The organism is Limnohabitans sp. INBF002 (assembly GCF_027924905.1).
Lineage (GTDB): Bacteria > Pseudomonadota > Gammaproteobacteria > Burkholderiales > Burkholderiaceae_C > Limnohabitans.
Genome location: NZ_AP027055.1, coordinates 213,567 through 232,695, shown reverse-complemented (window position 1 = coordinate 232,695; position 19,129 = coordinate 213,567). Strand labels below are relative to the sequence as shown.

The 19,129-nt window shown below is 55.8% G+C and carries 16 protein-coding genes; 7 read left to right on the top strand and 9 right to left on the bottom strand.

The genetic code is table 11. From position 1 onward, the window contains the following. Window positions 1-28 precede the first annotated feature (28 nt). Both QMG15_RS01230 and QMG15_RS01225 read left to right on the top strand, forming a co-directional pair. Entirely contained in the window at window positions 29-1,522 is a 1,494-nt protein-coding gene (locus QMG15_RS01230) for an AMP nucleosidase (RefSeq protein ID WP_281789109.1), read from the top strand. 49 nt (window positions 1,523-1,571) lie between these two features. Continuing rightward, window positions 1,572-3,524 carry an acyltransferase family protein gene (locus QMG15_RS01225; RefSeq protein ID WP_281789108.1) on the top strand — a complete coding sequence of 651 codons (1,953 nt, stop codon included), beginning with the start codon at window positions 1,572-1,574 and terminating at the stop codon, window positions 3,522-3,524. 23 nt (window positions 3,525-3,547) lie between these two features. Here the strand turns inward: QMG15_RS01225 and asd are convergent, their stop codons facing one another. Continuing rightward, on the bottom strand, window positions 3,548-4,417 hold the full coding sequence (gene asd / locus QMG15_RS01220; RefSeq protein WP_281789107.1) for an archaetidylserine decarboxylase: 870 nt from the start codon (window positions 4,415-4,417) through the stop codon (window positions 3,548-3,550). Window positions 4,418-4,522: 105 nt separating this feature from the next. Here asd and QMG15_RS01215 point away from each other — a divergent pair, with 105 nt between their 5' ends. From QMG15_RS01215 to QMG15_RS01195, 5 genes are all read left to right on the top strand, one after another. Beyond that, the gene (locus tag QMG15_RS01215; protein ID WP_281789106.1) at window positions 4,523-5,446 is read left to right on the top strand and encodes an ATP-binding cassette domain-containing protein; all 924 of its coding nucleotides are present in this window, start codon (window positions 4,523-4,525) and stop codon (window positions 5,444-5,446) included. Between the two features lie 5 nt (window positions 5,447-5,451). Continuing rightward, window positions 5,452-6,225 (top strand): ABC transporter permease, encoded by a 774-nt coding sequence (locus QMG15_RS01210; RefSeq protein WP_281789105.1) that lies wholly within the window; start codon window positions 5,452-5,454, stop codon window positions 6,223-6,225. Window positions 6,226-6,521: 296 nt separating this feature from the next. Next, window positions 6,522-7,373 (top strand): 3-hydroxybutyryl-CoA dehydrogenase, encoded by an 852-nt coding sequence (locus tag QMG15_RS01205; RefSeq protein ID WP_108360218.1) that lies wholly within the window; start codon window positions 6,522-6,524, stop codon window positions 7,371-7,373. Window positions 7,374-7,405: 32 nt separating this feature from the next. Beyond that, the gene (locus QMG15_RS01200) at window positions 7,406-8,170 is read left to right on the top strand and encodes a metallophosphoesterase family protein (RefSeq protein WP_281789104.1); all 765 of its coding nucleotides are present in this window, start codon (window positions 7,406-7,408) and stop codon (window positions 8,168-8,170) included. Beyond that, complete coding sequence (locus QMG15_RS01195) at window positions 8,167-9,600, top strand: bifunctional serine/threonine-protein kinase/universal stress protein (protein ID WP_281789103.1); 1,434 nt, start codon at window positions 8,167-8,169, stop codon at window positions 9,598-9,600. Before QMG15_RS01200 ends, QMG15_RS01195 begins: the two co-directional genes overlap by 4 nt. A 66-nt stretch (window positions 9,601-9,666) precedes the next feature. Here QMG15_RS01195 and QMG15_RS01190 read toward each other — a convergent pair whose 3' ends face one another. The 8 genes from QMG15_RS01190 to QMG15_RS01155 all read right to left on the bottom strand — a co-directional run bounded on the left by QMG15_RS01190 (window position 9,667) and on the right by QMG15_RS01155 (window position 19,073). Then, window positions 9,667-10,647 carry a tripartite tricarboxylate transporter substrate-binding protein gene (locus QMG15_RS01190; RefSeq protein ID WP_281789102.1) on the bottom strand — a complete coding sequence of 327 codons (981 nt, stop codon included), beginning with the start codon at window positions 10,645-10,647 and terminating at the stop codon, window positions 9,667-9,669. A 107-nt stretch (window positions 10,648-10,754) separates the two neighbouring features. Further along, the gene (locus QMG15_RS01185) at window positions 10,755-11,999 is read right to left on the bottom strand and encodes an AMP-binding protein (protein ID WP_281789101.1); all 1,245 of its coding nucleotides are present in this window, start codon (window positions 11,997-11,999) and stop codon (window positions 10,755-10,757) included. Window positions 12,000-12,013: 14 nt separating this feature from the next. Then, entirely contained in the window at window positions 12,014-12,823 is an 810-nt protein-coding gene (locus QMG15_RS01180; RefSeq protein WP_108360223.1) for an ABC transporter ATP-binding protein, read from the bottom strand. Window positions 12,824-12,939: 116 nt separating this feature from the next. Then, window positions 12,940-14,277: an ABC transporter substrate-binding protein gene (locus QMG15_RS01175; RefSeq protein ID WP_108402162.1), complete on the bottom strand. Its 1,338-nt coding sequence runs from the start codon at window positions 14,275-14,277 to the stop codon at window positions 12,940-12,942. A gap of 41 nt (window positions 14,278-14,318) precedes the next feature. Continuing rightward, entirely contained in the window at window positions 14,319-15,395 is a 1,077-nt protein-coding gene (locus QMG15_RS01170) for a branched-chain amino acid ABC transporter permease (RefSeq protein WP_281789100.1), read from the bottom strand. Window positions 15,396-15,407: 12 nt separating this feature from the next. Then, on the bottom strand, window positions 15,408-16,337 hold the full coding sequence (locus QMG15_RS01165; protein WP_281789099.1) for a branched-chain amino acid ABC transporter permease: 930 nt from the start codon (window positions 16,335-16,337) through the stop codon (window positions 15,408-15,410). A 10-nt stretch (window positions 16,338-16,347) separates the two neighbouring features. Next, on the bottom strand, window positions 16,348-17,130 hold the full coding sequence (locus QMG15_RS01160) for an ABC transporter ATP-binding protein (RefSeq protein ID WP_108360227.1): 783 nt from the start codon (window positions 17,128-17,130) through the stop codon (window positions 16,348-16,350). Next, the gene (locus QMG15_RS01155; protein ID WP_108360228.1) at window positions 17,127-19,073 is read right to left on the bottom strand and encodes an AMP-binding protein; all 1,947 of its coding nucleotides are present in this window, start codon (window positions 19,071-19,073) and stop codon (window positions 17,127-17,129) included. The genes QMG15_RS01160 and QMG15_RS01155 overlap by 4 nt, the downstream gene beginning before the upstream one ends. Window positions 19,074-19,129: the final 56 nt, after the last annotated feature.

The following is a 19,129-nucleotide window of genomic DNA, read 5'->3' as shown; positions in this document are numbered from 1 at the left end:
TGACACAAAGCGCTCGTAACATCGGGGGATGAGCATTCGTCCCCCCTTCACCGCCCCCACCCGTCACACCGACGCCGACAGTGCGCTTGCCCAAGTGCAGGCGCTGTATCAAACCAGCCTTGACCACTTGCGACTCGCCATGCGCGAGTTTGTGGCGGGCAAGCAGTTTGAGCAACGTGTGCGGGCGTTCTATCCGTTTGTGCGCATCCATACTAAAACGGGGGCGCTTCAGGCCAACAGCGATGGTGGCAGTTTGAGCTACGGCTTTGTGGCCGAGCCTGGCCGCTACGAGACCACCCTCACCCGCCCCGATTTGTTTGCCGCGTATTACCGCGAGCAATTCCGCTTGCTGCTGCAAAACCACGGCGGCACGCTGGAGGTGGGCGTGAGCCACCAACCCATTCCTGTGCACTTCTCGTTCGCCGACAACGACCATGTGGAAGGCGAGATGAGCGCCGAGCGCCGCCAGCTGATGCGCGAGGTGTTTGACCTGCCCGACCTCACCGCCATGGACGACGGCATTGCCAACGGCACGTTCGAAGCCAAGCCCAATGAGCCGCAGCCTTTGTCGCTGTTCACCGCAGCACGCATGGACTATTCGTTGCAGCGCCTGCGTCACTACAGCGGTACCAGCCCTGAACATTTTCAGAACTACGTGTTGTTCACCAACTACCAGTTCTACATCGACGAATTTGTGCGCTTGGGCCACGAGGCCATGCAAGACCCCAACAGCGAATACATCGCGTTTGTGGAGCCCGGCAATGTGGTCACACGCCGCGTGGGTTTAGCTGCTGAAGCCAACGACGCACTGGGCAAAGTGCCACCGCGCTTGCCGCAAATGCCTGGCTACCACTTGGTGCGCCCAGACCACACCGGCATCACCATGGTGAACATTGGCGTGGGCCCCGCCAACGCCAAAAACATCACCGACCACATCGCCGTGCTGCGCCCGCATGCATGGCTGATGCTGGGCCACTGCGCGGGCTTGCGCAACACGCAACAGCTGGGCGACTACGTGCTGGCCCACGGCTATGTGCGCGAAGACCATGTGCTGGATGAAGAACTGCCGCTGTGGGTGCCTATCCCCGCACTGGCCGAGATTCAAGTCGCGCTAGAGCAAGCGGTGAAAGACGTGACGCAATGCCATGGCGCTGAGCTCAAACGCATTTTGCGCACAGGCACCGTGGCCAGCACCGACAACCGCAACTGGGAACTGTTGCCCGACAACACGCCCCAGCGTCGCTTCAGCCAAAGCCGCGCCGTGGCACTCGACATGGAAAGCGCCACCATTGCCGCCAACGGTTTTCGGTTCCGTGTGCCCTACGGCACGTTGCTGTGTGTGAGCGACAAACCGCTGCACGGCGAAATCAAACTGCCGGGCATGGCCAACCATTTCTACCGCGAACGTGTGGACCAACATTTGCGCATTGGCATGCGCGCCATTGAACTACTACGCCAGCAAGGGCCTGCGCAATTGCACAGCCGCAAGTTGCGCAGCTTTGCTGAGGTGGCGTTTCAATAAAAAGGGTCGGAATAGAAGACACTAGCTGGCTTACTAAGCCGATACCCAAATGAATACAAGTTTTCAAAATCACATCAATGGTTTACGTGCAATAGCGGTACTAGGCGTTATCTTTTTCCATTTCCAGCTGATGGGAATTGACTCTGGGTTTGTGGGCGTGGATGTATTTTTTGTCATCTCAGGCTATTTGATGACTCGTATTCTTTTTGAAAAAGAGTCTGAATCATCCATTTCATATTTCACTGAATTTTGGATGGCGCGAATTCGTCGAATTGCCCCTGCACTCATCGTCTTAAGCATTGTTTGTTTATGTGTGTTTACAACCATCTTGCTGTTTCCTGATTACAAAAAATTCCTACGAAGTAACGTAACAGCAAATCTTTTTCTGTCTAACTACTTCTTTTCAGCTCAAAGCAGTTATTTCGATACGGAAGCGGACAACAACCCCTTACTTCATACCTGGTCGCTCTCTGTCGAATGGCAGTTCTATCTGATTTACCCGCTCATCATTTACACATTAAAAAGATATGGTTTTGCAATCAGGTTAAGTGTCATCACTGCATTGATTGCATGCTCATACATCTACTGTGGCAACTTAACCAGTACAGATGCCACGGGCGCTTATTTCGAACTCTTTCCGCGTGTGTGGGAATTCTTAATTGGGGCTATTGTTTACTTGATCGCTTCAAGAAAAACCATGCCCTCGTGGACACAAAACTCTCCTCTATTTCTAACGTTATCTGCAACGTCAATTTTGGCAATCTTTGCTTCACTCATAACGGTAGACAAAGGTATGTTTCCCGGATGGATCGCAGCGATTCCAGTGATGGCAGCTGGATTCATCATCTTGACTGGCGAACGCGGCATTACAAACAAAACGCTATCTATCGCACCGCTCCAAATTGTTGGCAATCTGTCCTACTCTCTCTACTTGTGGCATTGGCCAGTCTACGTTTACTTTGTCATGGCCGTAGCTGTTGACAGGCCGCTCGACCTGATCGAAAAAATTGCTGCATTGCTCACATCATTCGCAATTGCGTTTGCTTCATATAAATGGGTCGAACAGCCAATTCGATCTAAAAACGGATATTGGAGTAACACGCGCATCATTGCACTTTGGATTTTCTCAATAGCTGTCTCAATAACGGCACTCGCGATCGCTCAAAAATCTACTGAAACTAGTTATCGCTTACCGACCTATTTAGTAAATGCAGAAAAGGCACTTGTAGACAAGAATCCGCGTCAAGGCGAATGTTTCCTTGATCGCAACCAGGTGGCATCAGAAGCATATAAACCTAAGCTTTGCCCGATAGGCGTGAAAAACTCGACGCATGTGCAAGCAATTCTTTGGGGCGACTCATTTGCAGATGCAATTCAACCGATGGTCGACGATGCACTGATAGCAAACCACTTGTCGGGCGTTGTTTCTTCGGTCGCAGGTTGCCTGCCTCTACATAAAAACGCATACAAAAAAGAAGCAGACAAAAATGAGTTTAGCTACTGCGACAAAGGCGTCAGCCTGAAAACACTTCAATTTATTTCTTCGACACCCTCGCTAAGGTACGTTCTCATAAGCGCCAATTGGATTCGATACGATTCAGATGTACTCAATCGTGATTTCGTCGATCAACTCTGCGAGTTAAAGAGACTGCACAAGATTCCAATTTTGATTGGCCCTGTTCCTCGACCAAACTACGACGTGCCAAGGCAATGGGGACGAATGGAGCTCAAACAACGAAAAGTCATCGAAGACATGACGTTCAGTCGCGGCTTGACCACAGAGGCAGAGCTTAAGTTCACCAAACTGATGGCCGCAACGTCTGCGTCATGCGGCACAGTTGCCGCTATCTATCCCTCAAACTTACTGTGCGAAGGTGAGCAGTGTTTCTCTGTGAAAAATGGAGAAGCCGTGTTTTTAGACAGCGCTCATCTTTCTACCAAGGGCGCAGCCATATTGCAAACAGATTTAGAAAATGTTCTTCAAAAAGAGCTGCGTCAATAACCTGCTACTTGAGGGCAAAAATATCAGTCACTGAATGCATCGCCCATCTTCTCACCCAAACGCACACCTTGTGCGGCTTGCAAAGCGGGGTTGAGCGCGATGGTGCTCTTAGGCCACAGCAACACCACGGTAGAGCCGAGTAAGAAGCGGCCCATCTCGTCGCCTTGCTTCAAGCTCAGGTCTTGATCGTCATACGTCCACTCGCGCACGGTGCCTGGGCGCGGTGGGTTCACCACGCCATGCCACGGCGTGGCCATGCTGCCAACAATCGTTGCGCCGACTAGCACCAACACGTATTGCTGAGGTTTTTGCCCTGAGGCAGCAGGCATGTCAAACACACACACCACGCGCTCGTTGCGCGCAAACAAACCTGGCACGCCACGCGCCGTGGCGGGGTTGACCGAGAACAAGTCACCCGGCACATGAATCATGCGGCGCAAGCGGCCAGCGCTGGGCATGTGGATGCGGTGGTAGTCCTTAGGGCTGAGGTAAATCGTGGCGAACTCGCCATCTTGGAACTGCGCTGCCAATGTCGCATCACCGCCCACCAGCGCTTGCGTGCTGTAGCTGTGGCCTTTGGCTTGAAACACTTGGTCGCCATCGATGTGACCCAGCTGGCTGATGGCGCCGTCCACAGGGCACACAAACGCGGCATCGGCCAAGGGGCGTGCGCCGGGCTTTAAGGCACGGGTGAAGAAGTCATTGAAGCAGGCGTACTGCGTGATGTCGGGCTGAGCCGCCTCGTCCATGTTGACTTGGTATTTGCCCACAAACCATTTGATGAGGGCGTGCGTCCATTTGCCACAACGCGCACGCGCCACAGCGCCCGCAAATTGCGTGAGCAACTGTTTGGGCATCACATATTGGGAGAGAACAAATAAGGTATCAGACACGTCGTAGCCCTGTAATTAGTTGCGTAGATTTTAGGCGCTTCAACACTGCCTCAAGAATGGCGCTGACGGGTTACGAGTTGGTCGCTCACAGGCACAATGGCACGTATGAGCACCCCACTTTTTGAATGTAACCACCTCCTCAAACGCTACGGTGACAACACTGTGGTGAACGATGTGTCTTTCAGCATCGTGCCTGGCGAATGTTTGGGCGTCATCGGCCCCAACGGCGCTGGCAAAACCACCACGCTGCGCATGTGCCTCGGCCTCGCACAGCCCGATGGCGGCAGCATCAACGCCTTTGGTTTGTCCATGCCCGATGACGCGCTGGCCATCAAAGCACGCTTAGGCGTGGTGAGCCAGTTCGACACGCTCGACCCTGACTTCACCTGTGCCGAAAACCTCATGGTGTTTGGCCGTTACTTCGGCATGAAGAAGGCCGACATTCAAGCGCGCATTCCACAACTGCTGGAGTTTGCGGCGCTGTCACACAAGGCCAACGCCAAACCCGGCGAGTTGTCGGGTGGCATGAAGCGCCGACTTAGCTTGGCCCGCGCCCTGATCAACAACCCCGACTTGTTGCTGCTCGACGAGCCCACCACCGGCCTAGACCCGCAAGCCCGCCACCTGATGTGGGAGCGTTTGCAGCAACTCTTGCAACAAGGCAAATCGATTTTGCTGACCACCCATTTCATGGACGAAGCCGAGCGCTTATGCAACCGTTTGTTGGTGCTCGACCACGGCAAAAAAATTGCCGAAGGCACGCCGCGTGATTTGATTGCGCAGCACCTTGAACCCGATGTGGTGGAGGTCTACGGCAGCGGTGCTTTGGCCTTGGTGGACAGCCCCATCGCCGCACTGGCGCAACGTGTGGAAACCAGCGGCGAGACCGTGTTTTTCTACACCCAAGATGCCGCACAGTTGCTGCAAGCGCTCAGCGCCCACGCAGGCTTGCGCACGCTGCACCGCCCTGCCAATTTGGAAGATTTGTTTTTGAAAATGACCGGGCGCCAAATCCGCGAGGAAGGCTAAGCGCGATGAACACCTATTTCCGTTTCTGGCCCGTCTTCTTACGCAACCTGTTGGTGTGGCGCAAGCTCGCCATCCCCAGCCTTGTGGCCAACATCGCCGAACCCTTGATGTGGTTGGTGGCCTTTGGCTACGGCCTGGGCGCGCTGGTGGGCGATGTCACGCTAGGTGAAGACAAAGTGCCCTACATCTTGTTCTTGGCCAGCGGCTCCATCTGCATGAGCGCCATGAACGCGGCCACGTTTGAAGCGCTGTACTCAGCCTTCTCGCGCATGCATGTGCAAAAAACTTGGGACGGCATCTTGAATTCCCCCATGCGATTGGACGATGTGCTGTTGGCCGAAATGCTCTGGGCCGCGTTCAAATCGCTGTTCACCATCACCGCCATTTTGGGTGTGATGTTTGCGCTGGGCATCACCCAAAGTTGGAAGCTCTTGGCTGCATGGCCCATTTTGCTGTTCGTCGGCATCACCTTCAGCTGTATTGCCTTGATCTTCAATGCACTGGCCAAAGGCTACGACTTCTTCACGTATTACTTCACGCTGTTTTTGACGCCCATGATGTTTTTGAGCGGCGTGTTCTTTCCGCGCGATCAACTGCCCGGCATCGTGCGCGACATTTCGGCATGGTTGCCACTGACCCAAGCCATCGCCTTGGTGCGCCCCTTGTTTCTAGACCAATGGCCGGCTGACGCAGCGATGCACCTCGGTGTGCTGGCCGTCTACACCGTGGTCGCCTGGAAGATTGCGCTGCATCTGACGAAGAAACGTTTCAAAGCCTAAAGCGCCTCCGCACGTGGCGTGAAGCAGGTAGCGAAAAGTTCAAAACTTGGCGAATACCCAAGCGCGGCCCAAGAAGGCACGAGCACCGCAAAGTGCCGAGACAGACACTCGGAGGTGAATGGGCTTGGGGCGGCTGACGATTTCTGGTACCCCAGCATGAGGAAGCTGCCCCAAGCCCATTGACCGGAGCAAACAAAAAAACACAGGCGACAAGATATTGACCAACGTCAGCCAAACGCAACCCTTCCCCCGCTAATATTGAAGTTTTGATTCAACCCAAACACAAGGATTTCCCAATGAGCAGCATTCAAACCGTAGGCATCATCGGTGCCGGCACCATGGGCAACGGCATTGCACAAGCCTGTGCGGTCTCTGGCGTGAACGTGGTGATGGTCGACATCTCTGAGGCTGCCGTGGCCAAAGGCCTTGCAACGGTGGCGGGCAGCCTGGACCGTTTGATCAAGAAAGAAAAAATCACCGAAGCCGACAAAGCCGCAGCCTTGTCGCGCATCAAAACCAGCACCAGCTACGACGACCTCAAAGGCGCAGAGCTGGTCATTGAAGCTGCCACCGAGAACTACGACCTCAAGGTCAAAATCGTCAAACAACTCGACGGCATGTTGGCCCCCGAAGCCATCATCGCGTCCAACACCTCGTCCATTTCCATCACCAAGCTGGCCGCCGTCACCGCACGTGCCGACCGCTTCATTGGCATGCACTTTTTCAACCCCGTGCCCATGATGGCCTTGGTAGAAATCATCCGTGGTTTGCAAACCTCCGATGCCACACACGCCGCTGTGCACGACCTGTCCACACGCTTAGGCAAAACGCCCATCACCGTCAAGAACGCACCGGGCTTTGTGGTCAACCGCATCTTGGTGCCCATGATCAACGAGGCATTCTTTGTGTTGGCAGAAGGCGTGGCCTCGGCCAAAGACATCGACGCCGGCATGATGCTTGGCTGCAACCAACCCATCGGCCCCTTGGCTTTGGCCGACATGATTGGCTTGGATGTGTGCTTGGCCGTGATGGAGGTGTACTTGCAAGAGTTTGGCGACAGCAAATACCGCGCATGCCCCTTGCTCAAAGAGATGGTCGCGGCAGGCCACTTGGGCCGCAAGACAGGCCGCGGCGTTTACTCGTATTAAACGAGCGCCCCAGCCACGTCGCACGCGTTGACATGAAGTACGCCCTGCTCTCAGACATCCATAGCAACTTGCACGCGCTCGATGCGTGCTTGGCACACGCACAAACGCAGGGCGTTGAACGCATCGCGCTCTTGGGTGATTTGGTGAGCTATGGTGCCTTTCCTGCCGAAGTGGTGGCACGCTGCCAAAAGCTTCAGCAAGACGGTGCCATCGTGCTGCGTGGCAACCATGAAGAGCTGATTCAAACGCACAACATCAACTCGGCCAACCCCAACCCTTCGTTGGGCAGCCAAACGGCTGAATGGACGCACAACCAGCTGTCGCCCGCACAGCGTTTTTGGTTAGAAATCTTGCCGCTCACCGCACAGGTGGACCACATGCTATTGGTACACGCCAGCGCCGATGCGCCTGACCGCTGGCGTTATGTGGAAGACGAACGCACCGCCAGCCTGAGCTTGGATGCCGCTTGCGCCCACCCCGATGTGCGCTATGTGTTTGGTGGCCATGTGCACCACCAGTCGTTGTATTACCGGGGCACGGGCCGTCAGTTGATGGCGTTCAAGCCCACGTCGGGCGTGCCCATCCCCACCCCCAAACACCGCCAGTGGATTGCCACCATTGGCTCGGTAGGCCAGCCGCGCGACGGCAACCCACGCGCCATGTACGCAGTGTTTGACAGCACGGCTGCCAAGCTCACCTTCCACCGCGTGGCCTATGACCATCGCGCGGCCGCTCGTGCCGTGCGCGAAGCAGGCTTGCCCGAGTTCTTTGCGCAACGCTTGGAGACCGGCAAGTGAAACGCCTAGAAGCGGGCACCGAGCTGGACGGGTTCCGCATTGGCGCTTGCTTGCATGCGGGTGGCATGGCGCACATTTATGAAGTGACCTATGCCGACGAGCGCCCCGCGCCGTTTGACATGGTGATGAAAGTACCACGCATGACGGCGGGCGATGGTGCAGAAAACATTGTCGGCTTCGAAGTGGAGCATCAAATTTTGCAAGTGCTGCACGGCACGCATGTGCCACGTTTTGTGGCGGCAGGCGATTTGGTGAACATGCCCTACTTGGTGATGGAGCATGTGCCGGGCCAAACCTTGCAGCAAGTGTTGGATGCACACACGCACAACCGCACGCGGGCAAAAGTAGCCGACATCACGCGCCTTGGTGCGGCCATCGCCCGCGCAGCCCACAGCTTGCACCAACAAAACACCTGCCACCTCGACATCAAGCCCGCCAACGTGCTGATGCATCCAAACGGTCATGCCGTTTTGCTGGATTTTGGTTTGTCGTCACATGCGCACTACCCCGATTTGCTGGCCGAAGAGCTGCGCAAAGCCGTGGGCTCACCCGCATGGATTGCGCCCGAGCAAGTGGTGGGCGTACGCGGCGACCCGCGCAGCGACATCTTTGCCATTGGCGTCATGCTGTACGAACTGGCCACGGGTGAGTTGCCCTTTGGCAACCCACAAACAAACGGCGGCATGCGTCAACGTTTGTGGATGGACCCCACGCCGCCGCGCCGCTTGCGCGACGACTTGCCCGAGTGGTTTCAAGAAGTGGTGTTGCGTTGCCTAGAGCCCGAAGCGGCCAAGCGCTATCCATCGGCCGCGCATTTGGCGTTTGACCTGGAGCATCCGGAACAGATCAAGGTCACCAAGCGCGGCAAGCAGGTGCTTGGCACGCCGTTCTTCACGCACTTCAAACGTTGGCTGAAAGCGGCAGGCATGCACTACCAGCCTAGCCCCCTGCCATCGCAGCAAATTGATGAAATTCCCATCGTCATGGTGGCTGTGCCAAACCACGAGGCCAGTGATGCCACCTTGTATTCGCTGCGTCAATCTGTGGCGCGCTCTTTGGGTTTGCGCCCTGGCGCACGCCTGGCGGTGGTGACGGTGATTTCGCCCAACCTCAGCAGCACGTCCGAGCACGACAAGAGCGAAACCACCCTACACCGCCAATACCGCACCATGCTGCAGCAATGGGCGCAACCGCTGGATTTGAGCGAGCACCAAACCTCGTACCACGTGCTTGAAGCAAGCGATGTCGCCAACGCCATCGTGCGCTATGCGGAGGGCAACAACGTGAGCATCATCGTCATGGGGGCGGCCACACATGGCTTGCAGATGCAAAGGTTCGTGGCGACTATCCCTATCAAGGTGGCCATGGACGCGCCCTGCACCGTGATTTTGGTGAAGCAGGCGTTGCCGTTTGAGCACTTGAACAACTAAGCCAAACGCCCACAAAAAAAGCCACCCGAAGGTGGCTTTTGTTTTGTCACAAGCTCAGTGGTGGGCTTAGTCAGCGTACACGCCAGCAGCCTGAATGATCGGGCCCCACTTGGCGATTTCAGCCGCCACAAACTTCTTGTGCTCGGCGCCATCGGTGCGCTTGTCGGTCACGACCACAGCGCCCAAGCCTTGTTGCTTCTTGAGGAACTCGGGGTCTTTCAAAGCCACCTTCAACGCCTTGTTGATCTTGGCGGTCACATCAGCAGCTGTGCCTTTAGGGGCATACAAACCGTGCCAAATGGTGACTTCAAAACCTTTGAGGCCTGACTCATCCAAAGTAGGCAAATGCTTCAAGGCCGGCGTGCTCAAACGCTTGGTGGTGGTGACAGCGAAAGCCTTGACAGTTTTGGCTTCGATTTGGCTGGTGGTGTTGGTGGTTTGGTCACACAGCAAATCGATTTGGCCGCCCATCAGGTCGTTCATCGCAGGCGCTGTACCTTTGTAAGGCACTGTCGTCATGTCGGTCTTGAGTGCGTTTTGGAACAACAAGCCGCACAGGTGTGAGGCAGCGCCCAAACCGGCGTTGCCCAAATTGACGGAGCCTTTGTTTTGTGCAATCCAAGCTTGCAACTCTTTGAAGTTGGTCGCAGGCAAGGTGGGACGACCGATCAAGGTCATGGGCACTTCGTTGACCATGCCCAAGTACTCAAAATCTTCGGTGGTGTTGTAAGGCATCTTGCGGTACAGGGCTGGCGATGTGGCCATGCCGATGTGGTGCAAAAGGATGGTGTGGCCGTCTTGTGGGGCTTTGGCAACCTTGTTGGCGCCAATCGTGCCACCTGCGCCAGCCACGTTTTCGACCACCACGTTGGCGCCCAAAGGCTTGCGCAACGCTTCAGCCAAATCACGCGCGACACGGTCAGTCGGGCCGCCAGCCGTGAACGGCACAACGATGGTGACAGGCTTGTCTTTGATCGGGAAATCGGCGGCGTTTGCGCCAGTCAAAGTGGCCACAGCCAGCAAACTCAAAGCGAATAGTTTTTTCATGAGGTCTCCTTTATGACAGACCATGATAGTAGCGCCCAAGATGCCTTAAAAAACAGCGGGAATTACGTAAGCCCATTGAGCTAGGTCAACCCCGCTGCAGAGGGGTGTCACTGGTAGGTGCGGGCGTCTTCGATGACCTTGCCGTCGTTGGGCAAACTGCCCAGCGCCACCAAGCTCACATCGGCACGCAGCTTGGTGATGTCGCGCACGGCATCCCCAATTTTTTGTGCCAAGCCTTCGGCCTCTGCAGCTTCCACCTTCAACGACATTTGGTCGTTGGCCATTTCGCCCGTCACCACCAAACGCGCACGTTTGATTTCGGGGAAACGTTTGACCACTTCAGCCACTTGGCCGGGGTGCACAAACATGCCGCGCACTTTGGTGGTTTGGTCGGCACGACCCATCCAGCCTTTGATACGCACGTTGGTGCGGCCTGTGGGGCATTGCCCCGGCAGCACAGCCGACAAGTCGCCAGTGCCAAAGCGAATGAGTGGGTAATCAGAATTCAGCGAGGTGATGACGAGCTCACCCACTTCGCCTTCGGGCACGGGATCACCCGTGCCAGGACGGACGATCTCGACGATCACACCTTCGTCCAGCACCAAGCCTTCACGGGCTTCGGTTTCATACGCAATCAAGCCGAGGTCGGCCGTGGCGTAGCACTGGTAACCCGCAATGCCGCGCTCGGCCAACCAATCGCGCAAGCTGGGAGGAAAGGCTTCGCCTGACACCAAGGCTTTGGTGACCGTGGGCAACTTCACGCCCATCTCGGCTGCTTTTTCCACAATGATTTTCAAGAAGCTGGGCGTACCGATGTAGCCCGCAGGCTTCAACTCGGCCATGGCGCCTACTTGCTGTTCGGTCTGGCCGGTGCCACCCGCAAACACGGTGCAACCAATGGCGTGTGCCCCCGTTTCCATCATCGAGCCCGCAGGCGTGAAGTGGTAGCTGAAGCAGTTGTGTGCGAGTTCACCGGCACGGAAACCTGCGGCGTAAATGGCACGGGCCATGCGCCAGTAATCTGGGCGAGCACCTTCAGGTTCATAAATGGTGCCAGGGCTGGCAAACACGCGCGGCATGGCTTTGCCAAAGCCAATGGCAGAGAAGCCGCCAAACACATTGGTGGCACGTTGTTCTTGCTGCTGCGCCAACAACTCGTATTTGCGAATCACGGGCAACTTGGCCAGCGCTTCACGGCTGGTGATGCTGGCAGCGTTCACACCGGCCAATGACTTGGCAAATGCGGGCGAGTTCTTTTGTGCATGCGCCACTTGCGCCGGCAGCGCGGCCATGAGGGCGGCCTCGCGCTCGACGGGGTTGCGGGTTTCGAGTGCGTCGTAGTGCTTGGACATGTGCGAGCCCCTTCTTATGCCAACCAACGCTTGCGGCGCTTGTAGCTCTTGGCGTCTTTGAAGCTCTTGCGTTCGCCACCGCCCATGCCGAGGTAGAACTCTTTCACGTCTTCGTTGTTGGCCAAGTCAGAGGCGGCACCGTCCATCACGATGCGGCCAGACTCCATGATGTAGCCGTAGTCGGCGTACTTCAAAGCCATGTTGGTGTTTTGCTCGGCAATGAGGAAGGTGACTTTTTCTTTCTCGTTCAAGTCTTTGACGATGTTGAACACCTCTTCCACAATTTGCGGCGCCAAGCCCATCGAGGGCTCATCAAGCAACACCATGTTGGGGCTGGCCATGATGGCGCGACCAATCGCACACATTTGCTGCTCGCCACCTGAGGTGTAGGCTGCTTGCGAGGTGCGACGTGTTTTCAAACGAGGGAAGTAGTTGTAGACCTTCTCCAAATTAGCCTCAATCTCGCCTTTGCTGCTGCGGGTGTAGCTGCCGGTCAGCAAATTTTCTTCGATGGTCAAGTGGGCGAAGCAGTGACGCCCCTCCATCACTTGCACCACACCACGCTTGACCAAATCAGCGGGCGTGAGGTTTTCGATGCGCTCGCCGCGAAACTCAATGCTGCCCTTGGTCACCTCACCGCGCTCGCCTTGCAGCAAGTTCGAGATGGCACGCAAGGTGGTGGTTTTGCCTGCGCCGTTGCCACCAAGCAAAGACACGATGCGGCCTTCTGGCACGCTGAGCGAAACGCCCTTGAGCACCAAGATGACGTGGTTGTAAATGACTTCAATGCCATTGACGTTGAGAACGATGTTGTTGGCGCTCATAACTTACCTTGCTAAAAAAACGTTGTTGGGTTGGACCAAACCGCAAGCCCCGTGGGAGCCTGTGGTTTGGTGGCTCGTGAGAGCCACCAAACTGTCACAGCGTGACGACCCTCAAATTACAGCTGGCAATCTGCGGCGCTACGACGCTGGATTTTTTTCTCAGCAGCGTATTTGTCAGCAGCAGCTTTCACCATGGGCTTCATGATTTGTTCGTCGGCTTGGTACCAATCAGAGGACCAAACAAACTTAGAACCATCCCATGTGTGCATGCGTGTCCATGCGCTACCCATGTGGTCTTGGCAGCTGGTCGACAAAGGACGGAGCACGCCTTTGAAGCCCAAGGTGTCCAACTTGGCTTGCGTCAAGTTCAGGTTTTCATAACCCCAACGAGCTTGCTCGCCGGTCATGACCTTGCCTTTACCGAAACGCTCTTGCGCTGCGCGAACACCTTCAATGCCGTACATCGCGGCTTGCACGCCACGCATGTAAAGCACGTCGCCCACTTCTTCAGCAGGGCCTGTGCCTTGCTTTTTGCCGTGCACTTTGGCGAGGATTTCTTTCACAACATCAGACTTCTTCTCTGCGCCGTGTTGCATCATCACCGCGGTGTAACCCTTGGCGCCTGCGCCAACGTCTTTGACGTCTGGCTCAGCACCCGCCCACCACACGCCATACATTTTTTCGCGTGGGTAGCCTGTGGCTTGCGCTTCTTTCAAAGCGGTGGAGTTCATCACGCCCCAGCCCCAGTTCACGACGTAGTCAGGGCGGTTTTGACGAATTTGCAACCAGGTTGACTTTTGCTCAACGCCTGGATGCGTCACGGGCAACAAGCTCAGTTGGAAGCCGTGCAAAGCTGCGCGCTCTTGCAACATGGGGATAGCTTCTTTGCCGAATGGGCTGTCGTGGTACATCAACGCGATCTTTTTGCCCTTGAGTTTGTCAAGGCCGCCTTCACGCTTGCCGATGTCTTGGATGATGGTGTCAGCCGCCACCCAATAGGTGCCAGCCAATGGGAAGTTCCACTTGAACACGCCACCGTCTTGTGACTCACTGCGGCCCAAGCCGGGTGTCAACACGGGGATTTTGTCGATCGGTGCTTTTTCAGTCAGCGCAAAGGTGATGCCTGTGGACAAAGGTTGGAACACGGTGGCGCCGCCGTTCTTGCCCTTCAAGCGCTCGTAACACTCCACACCACGGTCTGTGGCGTACGCGGTTTCACACTCTTCATAAATGACTTTGACGCCGTTGATGCCGCCACGCTCATTGGTGAGCTTGAGGTAGTCAATGAAACCGTTCGCAAAAGGAATGCCGTTAGGGGCATAGGCACCTGTGCGGTACACCAACGCAGGGAAAAACTGCTCTTTGGCTTGTGCAGCAGCTTGCGTGCTCACCAAGCTGCCGGTGATGGCAGCAGCGAACAAGGTCACGGCTGTTGTGATTTGACGAAACTTCATGGGTTGTCTCCTGTTAAAAGTTTTTTAGAGGTCAAGGAAAATCAATGAGGGAAAGGCCACAGGCGAAGCTTTTGTTTGGCAATCGACCACAGCTTTGCCAAGCCGTGTGGCTCAACAATCAGGAACCAAACAATCAGCGCACCAAAGACCATGGACTCCACATGCGACACGGTGGCGGTGGAGATGGCGATGCCAAACACCTCGCCAAACACGGGCAAGAACTGGTTCAAGAAAATGGGCAAGATCACGATGAAGGCGGCACCAAAGAAGCTGCCCATGATGGAGCCCATGCCACCGATGATGACCATGAACAGCAACTGGAAGCTGCGGTCAATCGAGAACGCAGCCGGCTCCCACGAACCCAAGTGAATAAAGCCCCACAACGCACCCGCCACGCCCACGATGAATGAGCTCACGGCGAAAGCACTGAGCTTGGCGTAAACAGGGCGAATGCCAATCACGGCAGCGGCCACGTCCATGTCGCGAATGGCCATCCACTCACGGCCAATGGCCGAGCGCACCAAGTTTTTGGCGAGCAAGCCAAAGACCACGAGGAACGACAAGCAGAACAAATACTTTTCGACAGGGGTGCCCACAGGCAAGCCCATCACGCTCAAGTTCGACACCGAGACCGAGCCTGAGGCGTTGTTGTTGGTGAACCAACCAATGCGCAAGAAAGCCCAATCGCAGAAGAACTGCGCAGCCAAGGTGGCGACCGCCAAGTACAAGCCTTTCACACGCAAGCTGGGAATCCCGAAAAAGATACCCACCAACGTGGCAAAGAAACCGCCGGACAGCAAGGCCAAGATCAGCGGCACACCCTCAATGCGGATGTAGGTGTTGTAAGCCATGTAGGCGCCCACCGCCATGAAGGCGCCTGAGCCCAACGAAATCTGACCGCAGTAGCCCACCAAGATGTTCACACCCAATGCTGCCAACGACAGGATGAGGAAGGGAATCAAAATAGCGCGGTACATGTACTCGTCGACCATCGCCGGAATGCCGATGAAGGCAAAGGCGACGAGCGCCAAAATCACCCAGCGGTCTTGTGCAATCGGGAAGATCTGTTGATCTGCGCGGTAGCTGGTTTTGAATTGACCGTTTTCTCTGTAAAACATTTCTTTTTCTCCTTACACGCGGTCAATGATTTTTTCGCCGAACAAACCTTGTGGACGGAACAACAAGAAGACCAAGGCCAGCACATAGGCAAACCAAATCTCAATGCCGCCACCCACCATGGGGCCGACATACACCTCAGAGAGTTTTTCTCCAACGCCGATGATCAAGCCGCCAATGATGGCGCCAGGCACCGAGGTCAAACCGCCCAAAATAATCACGGGCAAGGCACGCAAAGCCACGGTGGTCAGCGAGAACTGCACCCCCATCTTGGAGCCCCAAATGATGCCGGCGACCAACGCCGTCAAGCCAGCCACAAACCACACGATGACCCAAATGCGGTTGAGCGGAATACCAATCGACTGAGCCGCTTGGTGGTCGTCAGCCACAGCGCGCAGCGCACGGCCTGTGGTTGTTTTTTGGAAAAACATCGACAACACGAACACCAGCAAAGCAGCAATGCAAGCGGCATACACGTCTTCGAGGTTGATCATGACGCCGCCTTCAAAGACTGAGTCAAGCAAGAACACGGGATCTTTGGGCATGCCCACATCAATCTTGTAGATGTCGCTGCCAAAGATGCCTTGGCCCAAACCGTCCAAGAAGTAAGTGATGCCCAAGGTGGCCATCAACAAGGTCACACCTTCTTGGTTGACCAAGTGGCGCAACACCAAGCGCTCGATCGTCCACGCCAACACAAACATGCACGCGCCAGCCAACACAAAGGCAATCACGTTGGCCAAGAACTGGCTGTCAATGCCGAGCCAGCCAGGCACCCACTCGGAAAAACGAGCCATGGCCAGCGCCGCAAACAACACCATCGCGCCTTGCGCAAAGTTGAAAACGCCTGAGGCTTTGAAAATCAAGACAAAGCCAAGTGCGACCAACGAATACAACATGCCGGCCATCAGGCCGCCGAAAAGGGCTTCTAGAAAAAATGCCATGTTCTTGTCCTTAGTGTGAAGTGCCGAGGTAAGCGCTGATGACTTCCTCGTTGTTGCGCACCTCATCGGGGGTGCCATCGCCAATCTTTTTGCCGTAGTCAAGCACGACCACGCGATCCGAAATGTCCATCACCACGCCCATGTCGTGTTCAATCAACACGATGGTGGTGCCGAACTCTTCGTTCACATCCAAAATGAAGCGGCACATGTCTTGTTTCTCTTCGACGTTCATGCCGGCCATGGGTTCGTCGAGCAGCAACACTTGTGGCTCCATCGCCAAGGCGCGGCCTAAGTCGACGCGCTTTTGCAAACCGTAGGGCAGCTGACCCACAGGCGTTTTGCGGTGCGCTTGAATTTCCAAAAAGTCGATGATGTGTTCGACCTTTTCGCGGTGCTCTTCTTCCTCGCGTTGCGCGGGGCCGATGCGCAAGGCTTGCATGAATAGGTTGCTTTTGATGCGCAGGTTGCGGCCCGTCATGATGTTGTCAATCACGCTCATGCCTTTGAACAAGGCCAAGTTTTGGAAGGTGCGTGCAATGCCCATGGTGGCCACTTGGTGGCTGTCCATGTGGTCGAAGGTTTGACCGCGGAAAGTGATGGAACCTTCAGAAGGCGTGTACACCCCGTTGATGCAGTTGAGCATGGAGCTCTTGCCCGCACCGTTGGGGCCAATGATGGCGCGCACCTCGTGCTCGCGCACGTTGAAAGAAATGTCGGTCAGCGCCTTGACGCCACCGAAACGCAAACTGATGTTTTTGACGTCGAGGATGACGTCGCCGATTTTCTTGCTCATGCTGCTTTCCCCACAGGCGCGAAGGTTTTGGCGTCAGACAGTTTGAGCGTGGCGCTCACGCTGCCGGTGCGACCGTCTTCAAACTTCACCACGGTTTCAATGAATTGCTCGGTGGCGCCGTTGTACAGGGCACCCACCAAGGCGTCGTATTTTTCGGCGATGAAACCGCGACGCACTTTGTTGGTACGGGTGAGTTCGCCGTCGTCGGCATCGAGTTCTTTGTGCAACACGAGGAAGCGGCTCACTTGGCTACCGGCCAAGAGTTCGTCAGCAGCGAGATCAGCATTGACCTTCTCAACGCACTCTTTGATCAACTGATACACCTCAGGCTTTTGCGCCAAATCGGTGTAGCCGGCGTAAGGCAGGTTTTGGCGCTCAGCCCAGTTACCCACGGCTTCCATGTCGATGTTGATCATCACGCACACTTTTTCGCGTTGGTCGCCATAGGCCACCACTTCTTTGATGTGCGGGAAAAACTTGAGTTTGTTCTCGACGTACTTGGGCGCAAACATGGCGCCGTCGTTGCTGCCACCTTTGATGCGGCCCACGTCTTTGACACGGTCAATGATTTTCAAATGGCCATGCGCATCCAAGAAGCCCGCGTCGCTGGTGTGGTACCAGCCATCGGCGGTCAACACTTCAGCCGTGGCTGCGTCGTTTTTGTAATAGCCCTTGAGCAAACCTGGCGACTTGACCAAGATTTCGCCGTTGTCGGCCACTTTGATTTCAACGCCGGCACAGGGCACACCCACGGTGTCAGCGCGTGCTTCGTGGTCGGGCTGCAAGCAGACGAACACAGCGGTTTCGGTGGAGCCATAAAGCTGCTTCAAGTTCACACCGATGGAACGGTAGAAGCTGAACAAATCGGGACCAATCGCTTCACCGGCGGTGTAGGCCACGCGCACACGGCTCATGCCGAGGTTGTTGCGCAAGGGGCCATACACAAAGAAATTGCCCAAGGTGTAGAGCACTTCGCCTACCAAACCGATGGATTTGCCATCCATCTTGGTGGGGCCGTATTTGCGAGCCACGTCCATGAAGTAATGGAACATGTTGCGCTTGATGGCGCCAGCGTCTTCCATGCGAATCATCACGCTGGTGAGCAAGCCTTCAAACACGCGGGGTGGCGCGAAGTAGTAAGTGGGGCCGACTTCTTTCAAGTCGATGGTGACGGTGGCGGCTGACTCGGGGCAGTTCACCACATAGCCGCAATACAACCACTGGGCGTAGCTGAAAATGTTTTGGCCAATCCAAGCGGGTGGCAAATACGCCAACACATCTTCGTGCGAGGTGAGCTTGTCAAACAAGGCACCAGCCTCGGCACGGTTGATGAGCGAGTTGTGTGTGTGCACCACGCCTTTGGGGTTGCCGGTGGTGCCCGATGTGAAGAACATCGCGCCCACGTCGTCGGTGTGTGCTTTCTCCACTTCGTCCAAATAGAAGCCTGGGTGTTGCTTAGCAAACACGGCACCAGCGGCCAGTAATTCTTCGAGCGAGGCCAAGCCTGGCTCGTCGTATTTGCGCAAGCCGCGTGGGTCATCAAAAAAGATGTGTGCGATTTGCGGGCATTGCTCACGAATCTCGAGCAGCTTGTCCACTTGCTCTTGGTCTTCCACCACGCAAAAACGCACGTCCGCGTTGTTGAGCGGGAACACGCATTCAGGGCCGGCCGCATCTTGGTACAAAGGAATTGGAATGGCACCCAACGATTGGGCAGCCAACATGGTGGCGTACAAGCGGGGACGGTTGGAACCCACCACCACCATGTGTTCGCCGCGCGTCAAACCGGCTTGGTGCAAGCCGCACGCCATGTGCTCCACCATTTGAGCCATATCGGCCCATGAGGTGGTTTGCCAAATGCCGTATTCCTTCTCGCGCATGGCTGGCGCACTGGGGCGCTCGCTGGCATGCTTGAGTAACAGTCGTGGGAACGTGGTCTGCATTCCTAATCCTTGCTTTGTGTGTCGACAAAAAATCATGACGCGTAGGTGACGCGTTT

Excerpts from the sequence above, each read along its gene's own strand:
- QMG15_RS01230 (WP_281789109.1), top strand. The coding sequence starts at position 29 with ATGAGCATTCGTCCCCCCTTCACCGCCCCCACCCGTCACACCGACGCC.
- QMG15_RS01185 (WP_281789101.1), bottom strand. The coding sequence starts at position 11,999 with ATGTCCAAGCACTACGACGCACTCGAAACCCGCAACCCCGTCGAGCGC.
- QMG15_RS01175 (WP_108402162.1), bottom strand. The coding sequence starts at position 14,277 with ATGAAGTTTCGTCAAATCACAACAGCCGTGACCTTGTTCGCTGCTGCC.
- QMG15_RS01165 (WP_281789099.1), bottom strand. The coding sequence starts at position 16,337 with ATGGCATTTTTTCTAGAAGCCCTTTTCGGCGGCCTGATGGCCGGCATG.
- QMG15_RS01225 (WP_281789108.1), top strand. The coding sequence starts at position 1,572 with ATGAATACAAGTTTTCAAAATCACATCAATGGTTTACGTGCAATAGCG.
- QMG15_RS01155 (WP_108360228.1), bottom strand. The coding sequence starts at position 19,073 with ATGCAGACCACGTTCCCACGACTGTTACTCAAGCATGCCAGCGAGCGC.
- QMG15_RS01210 (WP_281789105.1), top strand. The coding sequence starts at position 5,452 with ATGAACACCTATTTCCGTTTCTGGCCCGTCTTCTTACGCAACCTGTTG.
- QMG15_RS01160 (WP_108360227.1), bottom strand. The coding sequence starts at position 17,130 with ATGAGCAAGAAAATCGGCGACGTCATCCTCGACGTCAAAAACATCAGT.
- QMG15_RS01180 (WP_108360223.1), bottom strand. The coding sequence starts at position 12,823 with ATGAGCGCCAACAACATCGTTCTCAACGTCAATGGCATTGAAGTCATT.
- QMG15_RS01170 (WP_281789100.1), bottom strand. The coding sequence starts at position 15,395 with ATGTTTTACAGAGAAAACGGTCAATTCAAAACCAGCTACCGCGCAGAT.
- QMG15_RS01205 (WP_108360218.1), top strand. The coding sequence starts at position 6,522 with ATGAGCAGCATTCAAACCGTAGGCATCATCGGTGCCGGCACCATGGGC.
- QMG15_RS01190 (WP_281789102.1), bottom strand. The coding sequence starts at position 10,647 with ATGAAAAAACTATTCGCTTTGAGTTTGCTGGCTGTGGCCACTTTGACT.
- QMG15_RS01215 (WP_281789106.1), top strand. The coding sequence starts at position 4,523 with ATGAGCACCCCACTTTTTGAATGTAACCACCTCCTCAAACGCTACGGT.
- QMG15_RS01200 (WP_281789104.1), top strand. The coding sequence starts at position 7,406 with ATGAAGTACGCCCTGCTCTCAGACATCCATAGCAACTTGCACGCGCTC.